Annotated in this window: 8 protein-coding genes; 4 read left to right on the top strand and 4 right to left on the bottom strand. The window is 38.7% G+C overall.

Annotated features, from left to right (window positions below; all coding sequences use genetic code 11):
• Positions 1 to 7: 7 nt before the first annotated feature.
• The 4 genes from ACXAG7_RS05775 to thiL all read right to left on the bottom strand — a co-directional run bounded on the left by ACXAG7_RS05775 (position 8) and on the right by thiL (position 10,354).
• Complete coding sequence (locus tag ACXAG7_RS05775; RefSeq protein ID WP_476666245.1) at positions 8 to 4,768, bottom strand: DUF6443 domain-containing protein; 4,761 nt, start codon at positions 4,766 to 4,768, stop codon at positions 8 to 10.
• A gap of 6 nt (positions 4,769 to 4,774) precedes the next feature.
• Positions 4,775 to 8,107 carry a hypothetical protein gene (locus ACXAG7_RS05770; protein ID WP_476666244.1) on the bottom strand — a complete coding sequence of 1,111 codons (3,333 nt, stop codon included), beginning with the start codon at positions 8,105 to 8,107 and terminating at the stop codon, positions 4,775 to 4,777.
• Positions 8,108 to 8,489: 382 nt separating this feature from the next.
• Complete coding sequence (locus ACXAG7_RS05765; RefSeq protein ID WP_408042247.1) at positions 8,490 to 8,777, bottom strand: hypothetical protein; 288 nt, start codon at positions 8,775 to 8,777, stop codon at positions 8,490 to 8,492.
• A 530-nt stretch (positions 8,778 to 9,307) separates the two neighbouring features.
• Positions 9,308 to 10,354 carry a thiamine-phosphate kinase gene (thiL, locus tag ACXAG7_RS05760; RefSeq protein ID WP_408042246.1) on the bottom strand — a complete coding sequence of 349 codons (1,047 nt, stop codon included), beginning with the start codon at positions 10,352 to 10,354 and terminating at the stop codon, positions 9,308 to 9,310.
• A gap of 164 nt (positions 10,355 to 10,518) precedes the next feature.
• On the opposite strand from thiL, the gene ACXAG7_RS05755 reads away from it, so the two are divergent.
• From ACXAG7_RS05755 to ACXAG7_RS05740, 4 genes are read left to right on the top strand one after another with little or no spacing between them, the layout of a single operon-like run.
• Positions 10,519 to 11,982 (top strand): choice-of-anchor B family protein, encoded by a 1,464-nt coding sequence (locus tag ACXAG7_RS05755; RefSeq protein WP_476666243.1) that lies wholly within the window; start codon positions 10,519 to 10,521, stop codon positions 11,980 to 11,982.
• Between the two features lie 8 nt (positions 11,983 to 11,990).
• Entirely contained in the window at positions 11,991 to 13,313 is a 1,323-nt protein-coding gene (locus ACXAG7_RS05750; protein ID WP_476666242.1) for a hypothetical protein, read from the top strand.
• A gap of 5 nt (positions 13,314 to 13,318) precedes the next feature.
• Positions 13,319 to 14,077 carry an MbnP family protein gene (locus tag ACXAG7_RS05745; RefSeq protein ID WP_476666241.1) on the top strand — a complete coding sequence of 253 codons (759 nt, stop codon included), beginning with the start codon at positions 13,319 to 13,321 and terminating at the stop codon, positions 14,075 to 14,077.
• Between the two features lie 6 nt (positions 14,078 to 14,083).
• A complete protein-coding gene (locus ACXAG7_RS05740; RefSeq protein ID WP_476666240.1) occupies positions 14,084 to 15,142 on the top strand; it encodes a cytochrome-c peroxidase in 1,059 nt (352 codons plus the stop codon).
• Positions 15,143 to 15,253: the final 111 nt, after the last annotated feature.

Raw genomic sequence — 15,253 nt, 5'->3', positions numbered from 1 at the left:
CAATTATTTAGTAAAATCTACCATCGTTTGGTGTTGTATTATAAATAGGTTTTGGCTTATCTCCGCTATAATCCAAACCAATAGGGTTGGCATTAGCTCTTAATGTTGGTGTAGGAGATTGTACATTTAGAGGAGCTATACCAGCAGGGGTTAATGTACTAGCTGGACTTAGTGGATTCATAACTCTGTTCATAATACTAATGACATCAAGCTTTCCTCCTAAGTTATCTACTTCTAAACCATTTTTAAATTGTATAAAATCATCTGTCCTCTGATTGTACATCCAAAATATCATACTTGTTGAGTTTTCAACAGGTTTCTGACCCATTCCAACTTGAGCATTTCCCCCTATGACAGATGCTCCTGTTATTTTGGACAGTTCTGCTGCAAAAGACCTTACATCACCAGTTCCACAAGTAGCAGAGTTACAATTTCCAATAAAAATAACTGCTTGATCTGCAAATTTGATGTCTCCATTTTTTATAGCATTATTCAATTGGCTTAAATCAGAAGTATTTACTGAAAACCTAGAGTTTTCGCCCCAAATTCTACCAGGAACACCATGCCCCCATATAGCTACAAACCCAATTCCTTTAGGGTCTGATGCTGTAGCATCTTTAAAAGCTGATACTAAATTATCAATTCCACCACTATTAAAATGTTTTGTTATTGCATCTCCGCCTCTAGCTTCCTTAATGTATTGTCCTCTAGCACTTAAATTCTTACCCGTTATATGATGCTTACCACTTGTAATAGCAAGAACAGCTTCTAGTCCTTCTAATTCAAAATGACTAATCACCTTATTCTCGCTAAACGCATAAGGAGAATTATAAAAGAATTTTTCAGCTAAAGGGTCAAGGTTGAAAAATCTACCAATAGAAGCATCGTAATTACGCCACTTAAATGCGTGCCAATTCAAACCTAGTTCATCATCTATTTTTTGTCCTTGGAACGTTTTATCCTTTTGTCCAAGCGCATTCCCATTGGAACTTACCACGTTATTATACCCTTTGTGAAGAAGTCCAAAGGGATAGTAATTAGATTCCTCTATAATTTCCGTACTGGGAGTAATAACACCATCATTGTTATTATCAATATATGATAAACGAATATTCCCCAGATGATCCTTATATTGGTATACATAGTTTAAACTTCCGCTATCATTACTTACATAACCCTCTGGGTGGTTAAAGAAGGCTAAGCTTACCGAAACTCCACGACCCGAAACCTTGTTGTAAATATAGTTCCCGGCGTATTCCGTGGTTACCGGACTCGACAAACTGCCAGTTACTGTCTTGGCTAACTTTACCCCAGTAGCATCGTAAACATAATCAATGGTACCTAAAGCCGATTTTCCACTTCCAAAGTGTACTCGGATCGGTAGATTTAGGTGATTGTACTCGATGTTGGTAATTCCTTTGTTTTTATCCAAAATCATATTTCCATTGGCATCGTATCCAAAATCATCATTTGAATTAGAACCATCCTTAAACCCATAATGAGTATTTCCGCTATCCGACGCTTTTTTGAGCTTATTTCCGCTATCGTAGGTATAAACTAGGTTGTCCATTACACCAAAGCTCGTAGCATTGGTATTTAAATGTCCTTGTCTGATGAGATTTAAAATATTACCATTTTTATCATACTGAATACCTGATAGGTTGTAATTCGAGGTGTTGCCCCCGGTAGCGCTTAACAGTCTGTTCAAGGCGTCATAACTGTATGTATAAGAACGTGTTTGGCCATCGTTAGCTGTTTGCCAGCTCGTTTGTGCTATGTTTCCGTTGTACAAACGCTTGCTCGCATCACTGTGCTCGTTATAGACTATTCCAAAGTTAAATAAATCATTGTCAACAGCTGCATCTTGATTGATATTTTTTAACCATCCGCGAATGTTGTAGTTATAGTCTACCTTTTGTAGTCCTTTGCTATTATCTACAATCTTAAAATCTTTGATTTTTGAATCTTTATAATACAAACAAATATCTCCTATTAACTTTCCTGATGAAGGTACTTTAGAAATATAAAAAACTTCATCATTCATTTTATAATGAATCTCACTTCCAATTCTTTCCACTCTGTATCTATTTCCTATTTTATGTTTGTTTCCAAAGTATCTTACATTATTCCCTTTTTCAAAAACATATAATCTGTTTGCTTCTGTATATAAAGCATAATTTATAGATTGATAATGACTTTCAGTATTTTCTTCTGCCAAACCAACCATAATACTATAATTATCTTGAACAGATATGTAAGACACATAACCATCTCCACTAATACTTCCCATAGTGGTTAATCCGGTATTCCAACCATTGTTACCAACTTTAATAATTTCATCATTTTGAATGGTAATTCCATTGGTAATATTTCCATATCCTTTTTTAGTTCCGTTTCCTGTTAATTTACTTGCTAATTGTCCTAATTCATCATAATTGTTCTTGAAAATTCGTTCTGAAATTTGATCATTAATTTGTTGAGTTTGACTCACAAGTCTATCCATATGATCATACTCAAATCGATCGATTATAACAATAGCATTTTGTCCCGTTTTTTGATGCGTGGTTTTGGTTTCCAATACCTTTCCCGTAAAGTCATCCAACTTGCTTTCCACCACATCGGTAGTTCCTAAATAGTCATTCTTGCTGTATACGTATATAGGACGTGCCTTGTAATCGTAGTACGTTACCGTTGTGATCCAATGATTAGTACCCAGCACGCGTACCTTACTTACGGTTGCTAAACCACGTGTTGTGCTAGTAGATACTACCCCATAGCTCGTAGTAATGCTCGTGCTCAAACCTACTGGTAAATCTACATAGGTATCGTAATAATTTATCGTTAACAAGCCACTTAAATCATTGGTAGGAAGCCCATTTTTTGTATAATAAATTTTTGTTCCTCCAAAAGTAAAATACGAAGTGGTTCTTTGCTCTGTATCAGCATATGCTGCACTACTTGCATAACCTTGCATGGCTTCACGACTTTGAAAATTTTCACCAAGTCCGGTATATACTACTCTTCCTAAATCATCGTATTTGGTATATAGCCACGTATCATTCTTTCCTCCTGCATGTTCCTTACGACTGTTAGCATCCAGGGTCATTACAGGTAAATCTCTTTTGTTGTATACGATGTACTCCCATCCTTTTCCCGGTATTTTCTTTTCTACCAGTCGGTTTCTTTGATCATACTTGTATTGATAGCCCAAAGCATCTAGTTTACTAATAATCGTTGCTATCGTAGCTGTGCTAGCCTCCATTTTTGGAGCCAAAACATAGGTCAAATTTCCAAAATCATCGTATACGTAATAAGTGTCGTGAGCTAGTTGGTTGTTATAGGTTCTTTTTAATAGTACTTGCCCCTGCTTGTTTTTAAACTCCTCAGTAGTATGATTTACCCCATCTGACGGTTTCCAGTTTTCATCTTTGGTTAGCGTTTTGTACAACTGCTTTGCCAAATAGTTTCCGTTGTTCGCCGTAGCTCGGTGCAGGGTCGGCGTATAGGTGTTGTTTACCATACTCAAACTCACGTAATACTGAGCCACTTCACTGCCATGATTGGTATTGTATTCAAACTTGATAGTATGACTGTTGTTCGTATAACCTTTTGCTGAGTAGCTAGTCCCCTTTTTCCAGTCTTTTCCAGGTGCTGCCTGTTCGTATACACGTCCTAAAGGTGAGGCTTCTACCACTTTTTCACTGTAGGCATTGACCTCTGGTAATGCTACTCCTGAAAAATCAGTAGGGTATTTTGCTTGGTAATAGCTATTGATCTCCGTGGCCATAGCTCCCGTTTGAAGCTGCCCAGCAGTTTCCTTGGCCAGGGGTAAGTACTCTTTTAATTGTCGTCCATAAACATCGTATTCACTGTGGGTTACAATATCTTTAGGAGTTACTTTTCCTTTTATCAAGGTTTTCTGACGTACCAACTCGTCCAAACGTAATTCGCTACCGTCAACTACCTGAAACATCGGGTTCCAAAAGTATTGGCGCGTATTGATATCCGTGCAGTAGTACAGGTAACTGCGAACCCTTGTTTGACTCGCTGTTCCCCATTTGTATTCCACACCATTGGCCACCTTTTTGCCTTCCATATCGTAGAGTCCACTTATTCCGGTGTCGCTTCCGGTATAACCTTCAGGATGCACCAAACCTACTATCAAATACCAGGTATCTATTTTAGGAAGTTTAGAAGCCCAGAAATACGGATTTACATTGGCCGTACCGTCCAAATTGTTCACATTTTGGATGCCGTGATACGAAGATCCATTGTTTAATTGCCCCGTTTTTTTTATCCAAATCGTATAACGGTAACTTTTGCTTCGGTCAATTTCAAAATATCGACTGTTCCACCCTCCATCGGCTCCCGAAGTAGCGTCGGGCTTACACTGCCAGAGTAAATCTGATCCTCCAAAAGGGGTGGTTCCGTATACGATACTATTTTCTGAAGACTCTCCATTTTGATAGTAAAATTCAGTAGAACCAACATTGTTCACTTTCCAGTCCATAGGCAAGGCGTTGTACACGCGTTCTTCTCCCCCAGCAAACATGGCTATTTGCTGTGTTGGTCGTCCTAATCCATCAATGTATTGTACCGTTGTACTTACGCGTTCTCGGTCAGTTCCTGAAACAGCACTAGTTGTCGGTTTTTTATAGGTTTTACTCAGAATGTAATTCTCTGAGGTGGTCTGTGCCTGTGCAGTACTGCTACACAAAGCTAATAGCGCAGCACCAGCACTCGCTAGTTTTGTTAAAATACGTTTCATAGCGACTTAGTTATTTTTATAGTGATAGCTGTTTTCTTTTAAGATGTTTCCATGCATGTCCTTGACAAACTTTAAGCGATTAAAGGCATCATAATCATAGTACACGGTTTGACCGCGGTTGTCACTAATACTAGTTACCCCCACAGAAGGATCATAGGTATAAAATGTCATCGTAGCCTTTTGAAGTGCTGGCAGGTTGCGCAAATTTTGTAAACTTTGACGTAACAATCCTTCTTTTCCATTGAATGCTGTGACTACTCCTTGCGCATTGCGAGTATCCATGGTGCGATCAAAATCGGCATCCGAAGCCTGCTGTATGGCCGTGATATAATTCGCTGGAATAGCACTTAAACGCACATTTTCTATTTTCGCAACCGGAAATTTTTGCTGGTATCCCCAAATATATACTACGTGAGTTCCGTTGGTTTTACTCACTTCTGTAGGATTACCTTTGCTGTCATAATGATGGTATTCAATGCGGTTTTCAAACGGACTTGCTCCTTTTGATATCTTTACCACTTTGGGAGCAACCAAATTTCCTTGTATTATTTCAAAATCAGTTCGTTTCTTTGATCTTAATACTAGTACTCCATTTTGATTTTTGTCAAATTGTTCCACTTGTATAGGTGTGCCTATTCTATGCAATGCTACTAACTTATTTAGAGCGGTAGACTCCGGCTGTCCAACCCCTACCAAACGCGCCTTATCTTGAGGATAATAGGTTACTTGCACTTGTTTTGTTCCATCACTCTTATCGACAGATATCGTCGTTGGAAACAAATGATGCGTACTATCATAAGCATAACTTTCTATTGTAGTTAATTCACTTTCTGGCTCTTTAAAAAAATTCGTAGTTCTTTTACGTAACAACTTTTGAAATCTACTTTGCACAAAATAATGACTCATATGCATGGTAAGCGTATTCACTTTTAATTCCGTAAGAGACAAACCATCAGGCACATGCCTTATTTGAAACTCAGGATTCCAATTCCTCCCAACATATCCATTGGTTATGTATTTTCTACTCGTATCCAATTCATAATCATAAACTACTTCATTCACCTTTTCCATCCCCCCTGTTTTCTTTGCAAAACCCCTCTCTTCGAGTAAGGTTCCATTAAACAAATCATCATTTGAATAAGGTGCATTAGGTACTCCTGTCTTTCCAAAAGAATACCTACTCCTAGGAATTACACGAGAAAATTTCTTTTCTAATGCTCCATTTTCAAAAGAATCACCACCAATACTAATTGTAACGTATTCATATTTATTTTGAAGATTACTTAAATTATAAATACTATTCCAGCCTCCAGATGCCACTTTGTAATTCAAATACATAATACTTCCAACATTATGTGGATTAAATTCACATTTTAAGCGTTTATTCAGCTGTTCGTATAAGATTTGCTGATTTGTTTTTAAAACAGTCTCTTCTTTATACTTACTCAATTGATTGTAGTAATAACGTTTTATCATTGGTTCTTGCCCTTCAGTCGGTTTCGATAGCACTCTTTTTATTCGCAGACCAGATTGATTCCTTTTTTCAACCTGAACGGGAGGCTCAAAATAATTAAACGAAATAGTACCTGATATTTCATCAAATTTTACTGACATCAAATCTATAGCAAACTCATACTCGTGATTTTTTTGATATACCAAAGTCCCTGAATAATGCACCCCTTGGCCTATCGTCTTTGTATAAATTACTGTGTTGCTAGTTTTATCCGTTATCACCACATTCATTTTATTATGAACTACATCAGTCCCGTTTAATATTCGGACTTCAAATCGAGCATCAACACCTTGGGTCTCTTTAAATGTAACGCTAGATTTTGCTAGTTTCCTCGTTGATGAGTTAACCCCCAATCCAAAATTTTTGTTTTCGAAGTTTAAGGTCGTTTCAATGATGGTGTTAGGTTCAAATTCAAAATCCGTTACTCCTTTTGTCGGATAAATTACGCGTTTTAAAATCCCCTTTTCAACCTTTGAAAAGTCAGAGTTTCTCTTTCCGTAAATATAATTCAATGTTTGACCTGTAGGATCACTTTGTTTGGGCAACAGACTTCTATTAGCATCTTGACCATTATAAAACCCGAGTAAATCCTGAGAAAAACTATATCTTGGTGGTAAATCTTGAGGAGCTTCATATACAAATTGATGCACCTGACCTTCAGCTTGACCATCTGTCGCCAATTCTTTGATCCGTTTCAAATACAACCTTTTCTTAAAAGCATCGTTTAGGACTCTTTGATTAAAACTCACTTTATTACTTACAACATATTCATGCTCCAGCTTGTATGCTTTAATCAACTGACTTCCGTAAAACATGGATACTTTATCGAGTTTATAGGCATTGTCCGATAAATCTGCACGTCCTTTTGAACTTGTAAAAACAATTTTATGAGCATTCCTATTATTAGTAATCGATGTTAACTTTTTGGTTGTCAAATTACTTACCATATGGCATTCGCGTACCCCAGGTGAAGCAGGAGTAAATACATTACCGCAAAAAGAAGACCCAATATTTTTTTCAAAACTACTACTATAACCACTAACATAGCTATAAGATGTTTTCTTGTAATTAAAAATAACCTCATCACCATTCGGAGCTATTATTTTACTCAAAAAAATAGCTGAAATAGGATTATTCGTATTCTGCCCCCCTGTAGTACATATGGTTCTAACATCATTTCTTTCTAACTCCCCAAAAACATACCTAAGACCTCGAACATCTGTAATCTCAAACCCTGTGGTAATTGTCCCTGTAATTTTGTATTGCCCTCCTTTCTTTAATAGAATCGGTTTCTTATTTTCACCTAAAATAAAGGTTCCTGATACACCTCCTACATTAAAACTATATAGGTCTGGCTGAAAGTCTGCATTGTTAGCTTCGGTATACGCTGTTTTATATAAAAACTTGTAATAGGCTTCACTATCATTTACTTGCAATGCTTTTAAATCTTCAAAGTTATTTGTGTATTCTTGATTAAATAATTCATCAGGATTACCTCGAATGGTCCGTGTAATAACACCTCCTGCGTTAAGATTCCACCCCATTCCACTCCAAGACGCAATTTGATCTACTTTCACTCCTGTGGCTTGATAGCTCATTCCAACATCCAAAGAAATTTCTCCCAGTGAATACTTAAAAAAAGGAATAGAGACAGAAGCTATCCCTGTCGATTCATTAACCGGAATATCTCCGTACTTTGTCAATTCAAAAGCTGTTGGCGACGCGGGGACTATCGTTGGAAGATCGGTATTTCCATTCGGTTTTTGCCCGTACCCTACCAATGCATATCCCAGCATTAATGCCATGCTTAGCATTTTTGTTTTCATAAATAGTATGTAATTTTAGCAATTATTATTTTTTCTTCTACGCGAACATAAAAGTACTCATTTTCAATTCATATCAAAGTTCATTTTACTCGAGAGCAATATGATTATCTTATTGTTCAAGTAATTAGTAGTTTTCTCCTTAAAAAATGCAATGCTTGTTAAAAAATTGCTTTTACTTTTTAAGCGAAAGAAAGATCTTTATTTATTTTACACCAAGGTTTAATTTTAGCGCTCTTACCTGTCAACTCATCCGATATTCTAATCACTATAAACAGCCCATTTTGAGCTATTCTAACCACTATAAAACACCATCCCAAACTCAATCAGGACGGTATTTACAATAATTAATCAAAGATTATCAGCTATAACTTGAAGGATTAGGCTAGTATAAACCATCAGACTTTGAATTCAGAAATTTAGCAATTCCCTCCAGCTCACTTTCTGGGTAACTATCCAATACAATTCTACTCAACCAATAAATACTAACTTTGACCTCCATGGCTAATTCATCTTCCAATTCTGTTAGTAATTTTATAGCCTTTATCAGGGCTTGTTGCATATAACTTAGCTCAAATACATCTACTATCGGTAATTTTATAAACTGCTGTTGTGTAATCGGGTCCTTATGCATTATACTCGCATATCGATGGGTGAATTCTTCTATTTTCATTTTTTTACGTTTCAAGGGTATAGAGCCCGTTGTAGCTCCTCTTCTTACAGACCTAACGGGCCTATGAATGATACTTTTAATTTTTTACGTTATACGGTTATAAGGAAAAATATCATTTACATATCCGGTTATGGTCCTCTTATAGTTCTTAGTTTTTTCATAGCTATTTTACTTAGCATTTGTTGCACCCCCTTACCTCCTAACCAAGTGCCAAATACCTATTGATAGGGACTCCTGTGGAACGGCTTTGTAAAACTAGCTAGTATAGCTACCACGGACAACAGCGATGTAATCAAGGCACGTATCTATGTAGTACCGGTAAATTAAAACAAAGAACTCCGATCCATTTTCTCCTCCTTTCAATTACACAGGTATGGTAGTGTATTAAACTGCTCTTAACAACAAAACACGTCGAAAGGAAGGTAGTTTGTTAAGTACCTCACCATCGGAAGGCTTTTTCAATGAATCGTAACTAAAAACAAAAAGACCGCAAATTTGCGGTCTTTTTTATGTGCTATTTTTTCAAAATATTATTCTTCAAAAGAATTCCATCCCTGTGCTTTTAATGCAATTTCCTGATTGGCTCTGGTCACTAAATTCATTCCAGCTGCCGCTTCCGTAATGTGCCCTATCACACTTAAATTCGGATTCCCTTTAATCTTATCAAAGTCATTAATACTTACCGTAAACAACAATTCGTAGTCTTCACCTCCACTCAAAGCGACCATAGTAGAATCGATATTGAACTCTTCACAAGTTCCAATCACCTGAGGGTCTAAGGGTAATTTTTCTTCGTAAATTTTACATCCAGTATTGCTCTGCTTACAAATATGCATGATTTCTGACGACAATCCGTCTGAAATATCAATCATTGCGGTCGGTTGCACTTCCAAATCGCGTAATAATTTCGGAATATCTTTTCTGGCTTCCGGTTTTAATTGACGCTCTATCAAATATGAATATTGATCCAAGTCTGGTTGGTTGGTCGGATTTACCTGGAATACTTGCTTTTCTCTTTCTAGTACTTGCAATCCTAAATAAGCTCCTCCTAAATCACCAGAAACCACGATTAAGTCTGTTGCTTTGGCTCCATCTCTGTATACGAGCTCCTCCTTCTTAGCCTTTCCTATCGCCGTTATTGACAAGAGCATCCCTTTAGTCGATGAAGTTGTATCTCCACCAATCAAATCAACTTTATAAGTAGCACAAGCCAACTGAATTCCAGCGTACAACTCTTCCAATGCTTCCAATGGAAATCTGTTAGACACAGCTAAAGATACCGTAATTTGTTCCGCCTCCGCATTCATCGCATACACATCCGATAGGTTCACCATGACAGCCTTGTACCCCAAGTGCTTTAACGGCATATAACTCAAATCGAAATGCACTCCTTCTACTAACAAATCTGTAGTGATAACCGTTTGTTTTTCACTGGCATCAATCACCGCAGCATCATCACCAACAGCCTTTACGGTTGTGCTGTGTGTTACCTCAAAATGCTTGGTTAAATGTTCAATTAATCCAAACTCTCCCAACTGTGACAACGATGTCTTTTCTTGATTTTTATCTTCTAACATGTTGCAAAGATACTGTGACTGATTGACATAGCACAAACTATCCTTACGAAGTTTTTAGATACCAATTTTATCATATTTTAGGGTTTTTACTCTTATAACTGTTAAATTATCAAAGACTAACCGCTAATTTTTATAAATTAGCACGATTCCCTAATTTATAGTATATGATTAAAAAATTACACTATTCTCTCGCCATCACATTTTTCACCGTCAGTTTGGGCTGGGCTCAAACGGCATGTTCTGGAGGAAAAGCAGGGGCTTACCCTTGTAAAGATTACGATTTAATGTCGAACCTTCCCGTTGCTACCTTAGCCAATAGTAATTTGAGTGCCAACGGTAGTGCCCCAGAAGGAAGTGATGTTTGGGGTTGGACAGACCCAACCACCAATAAAGAATACGCCATTGCTGCAATGACTAACAGTACGGCATTTGTAGATATTTCTGACCCTGTCAAACCCGTGTTTCTAGGTCGATTGGATTCCAATGCGGGAAATAATTTTTGGCGAGATGTCAAAGTTTATAATAACCACGCCTTTATCGTTGCCGACAATACCGGAAATCACGGAATGCAAGTTTTCGATTTAACGCGCCTTCGCGGTGTGAGCACCCCGCAAACATTTACCGCCGACCAGGTATTTACCGATGTAAGCAGCTGCCATAACATCGTTATCAATGAGGCGAAAGGAATTGCCTATTTAGTAGGTTGTAGGGCTACCAATGGAGGTGGACCTATTTTTGTAGACATCTCTGACCCAAAAAATCCTAAGAATTTGGGTGATTACAAAGGAGCAGGGTACTCACACGATGCCCAAGTGGTGACCTACAAAGGACCTGATGCTGCGTATACCAACAAAGAAATTTACATCGGAAGTAACGAAAATGAAATTGTAGTTCTCGATGTTACAGACAAAACAAACGTCAAAAAAATATCGGCCATTAACTACTCGCAAATTGGCTATACCCACCAAGGGTGGTTTACTGATGACCACCGCTATTTTATTTTGGGTGATGAAACCGATGAACGAAATTTTGGTATGAACACAAGAACCTTGGTATTTGACTTAGCCGACCTTGACAATCCTAAACTTTCTTCAACTTACTTTGGGCCTACCAAAGCCATTGATCACAATGGGTATGTTAAAGGCAAGGATTTTTTTATGGCAAGTTACCGTGCAGGAATGCGCGTTTTGGATTTAACAAACATCAGTGCGAGCACCAATGCCATGACGGAGAAAGCTTATTTTGACACCTTCCCTGCCGATGACAACGCCGGTTTTGCGGGAGCTTGGAGTGTTTATCCATATTTTCCTAGCGGAAATATTATTATCAACGATATCCAACGCGGATTGTTTGTGGTGAGAAAAAGTGGTACACTTTCGACGGACAGCGTAACTAAAAATACAGTAAGTTACCAGTTAAGTCCTAACCCAACTCAAAGCAATCCAACCATCACCACGGTTAACGGCACTATTAAATCGGTAGTCGTTTATACTATTTTAGGAAAAAAAGTGTTTTCAAGTAACGGCCTGTCTACTACCCGCTTTGAAATTCCAATGGCAGCTTATGCTAAGGGAATTTACCTCGTGCGTATCAACGGGAGTATCTCGAAAAAGTTAATCGTACAATAATTACACTTTTGATAAAAAAAATACTTCTTTATACGAGTCTGATTTGCCTGTTTGCCTGCGGTAAAGAAGGCATTACGTTACCACCTAGTTTCAAAGGTGAAACAGCCTTTGTCAAAACTTTTGGCGGAAGCCTTAACGACGTAGCGCATTCAGTAGTCGCCACCGCTGACGGAGGCTATGCCATTGCCGGCTACACCCAAAGTAACGATTTTGATTTACAAGGAAAAAGCAACACGAGTTTTGATTTCCTAGTTTTAAAATACGATGCTAACGATGCACTCGTTTGGAAAAAAACCTATGGTGGCTCTAATGACGACCGAGCACAACAACTCATCAATACCAGTGATGGCGGCCTCGCCGTTATTGGTTATACGAAAAGCAATGACGGAGATGTAACCCGAAATGCAGGAGATCGCGATTATTGGATCGTCAAACTGGACAGCAACGGCAATCTGAGTTGGCAACAATCTTTTGGCTATTTAGGCCGAGACTTTGGTACCTGTGTGACCGAGACCAAAGACGGTGGTTTTTTGATTGCCGGAGAGTTGGACGTCACCTCCTCAGGAGGGCAAGGAAATTCTAAATCGAGCAGAACACTTCATGCTGGCGGTGATTTTTGGGCCATAAAACTCAATAAATCGGGCACCAAGGAATGGAGTAAATACTACGGTGGGAGTTTTAGCGATACCCCCTACGGCGTGGTAGAAATGCCCAATGGGAACTTTATTATTACCGGAACTTCTGACAGCAGTGATGTCGACATTACGGATAACAAAGGAACCTATGATGTATGGGCCGTGCAAATTACCAGCAAAGGAGCACTCGTATGGCGAAAAAACTTCGGTGGAAGTGAAATTGACGAAGCCAAAGGAATTATCGCCACTCCCGATCAACACTACATGCTCATCGGAAACACTCGAAGTAGTGACAAAGACATACAAGCCAACAAAGGAGGTGCCGATTTGTGGTTGCTAAAAATAGACTCCCAAGGAACTAAGGCTTGGGAACAAACACTTGGCGGCAGTAGTTTTGATGTTGGCAATGCAATTCGTACATTCGACACAGCTAATTTTTTACTAGCCGGAAGCTCCCGTAGCGCTGACAACGGACTCACCAACCGAGGACAAAACGACGCTTGGATCGTTCAAATCGATGCTACCGGAAAAATCCAATGGCAAAAAACAATTGGCGGCAGTGATATCGACTTTTGCTACGACGCCACAGTCCTAAACAACGGGCGTGTCATTGCCGTCGGTGAAAGCACCAGCAAAAATGGAGACATCCCTGGCAACAAAGGATTCTCTGACGTACTTATAATTAAATTACAATAATATCAATGAAACAATTAACGCTTTTACTACTTGGACTCATCTTATTTTCGTGTACTTCTGACAGTGATGAACCTGTGAAAGAAGTCAGTTTAAGTTTGGCTTTTGCTCATAACTGGGATGGAACCAGCGTTACAAAAGATGAATTTAACAAACTGGACTATACCAATAAAAAAGGAACCAAAATGAGTATTACGAAACTCAGGTATCTTATTTCCAGAATAAAATTGACCGACAGCGCCAACAATGTTATCGAATTTGACGGCTATAAACTGGTGGATCTAAGCGATAATGTAACCCTAAGTCACCGACTCACCAAATTGGTAAAGGAAGGCGCCTACAAGCTTAGCTGTACGTTTGGTTTTAGCAATGCCGACAACAAAGACGGGGTATATCAAGATTTGAATTCAGCAAACTGGAATGTTCCATCACAGCTCACCGGTGGATATCACTATATGCAATTAGAAGGAAAATTCAAAAATGCCAGTTTAGTAGAGCAAGGTTATTCGTACCACGCTATCAAAGCCTATAATCCTACTACCAAAGTATCAAAGGATACCTCTTTTGAAATTGATTTAGGAACCATTACGCTAAAGGGAGATGCCACAGCAACGATCAACATGAACATTGCTGAGTGGTTTAAAAACCCGAACGAATGGGATTTAGAAACGAAAAACAGTGGTTTAATGATGAACTACGACGCACAAATCCAAATGTCAGACAACGGAAAAGCCGGAGTTTTTAGCCTTGGAGGTGTACAACAATAAAAATTTATGATACGAAAACTGAGTGTACTTTTTATACTACTTTTTATTGGCTGTTCCTCAAAAAATGAAGAACAGCCGTACACTCCAGTACCCGTAAACTTAGCCATTCCTACACTTTTTAAGCAGAAGCTCGTAGCTCCTGTAATTCCCAGCTCAAACCCGTTGACAGAAGAAGGCATCGCCTTGGGAAAAAAATTGTTTTTTGATCCTATACTATCCAAAAATGAACAGCAGTCTTGTGCCAGCTGTCATGCGCCTAAACAAAGTTTTACCGACGGAAAACAATTTAGTCTTGGAGTAGACGGTTTGTCAGGAACTAGAAATGGCATGCCTTTATTTAACCTCGCTTGGAATTACAACGAACGTTTTGCTTGGGACGGTAAAGAGTTAAGTCTCGAGCGCCAGGCACTTGAACCGGTACAAAACCCCAAAGAAATGCACAGTAATTGGGACGAGGTACTTAAAAAGTTACAAAATCACGGACAGTATCCCAACTTATTTAAACGGGCTTTCGGCACCGACAATATTACCAGAGAACAAGTTACCAAAGCTTTAGCGCAGTTTGAGCGCACGCTTATTTCTGCCAACTCAAAATTTGACAAGTACCTCCTTGGAAAAGCGCAACTAACACCACAGGAGCGCCACGGGTTTAACGTATTTATGGACGAAAACCGAGGTGATTGCTTTCACTGTCACGGCAGTAATAACAATCCTCTTTGGACCGATAACGAGTTTCATAACAACGGGCTCGACGCCAACTTTACCGACCTCGGTTTGGGCGCAGTGACGGGTGACCCCAACGACAACGGTAAATTCAGAACTCCTTCATTGCGAAACCTTGCCTTTACAGCACCTTATATGCACGACGGACGCTTTGCCACTCTTGAGGCCGTTATTAATCACTACTCAGAAGGACTACAACACTCTGCTACTATCGATCCACTCATGAAACAGGTGGCCAAAGGAGGGGTACAACTCAACGCCCAAGACAAGGCCGACCTCAAAGCATTCTTATTGAGCTTGACCGATAATGACTTCGTAAACAACCCTGATTTCCAACCCTAAATACCACATGTATTGAAAATATTTATCTATAGAATTGATTAAACTTATAAGGCTATAAATGATATTCATTCCAAAAAATGATAAAAATCATATTTTGTCACTATCTTTGCA

It is taken from the genome of Tenacibaculum sp. AWR4_210 (genome assembly GCF_056160945.1).
The sequence above is the reverse complement of the archived record's forward strand: the minus strand, read 5'-3'. Positions and strand labels throughout refer to the sequence as shown.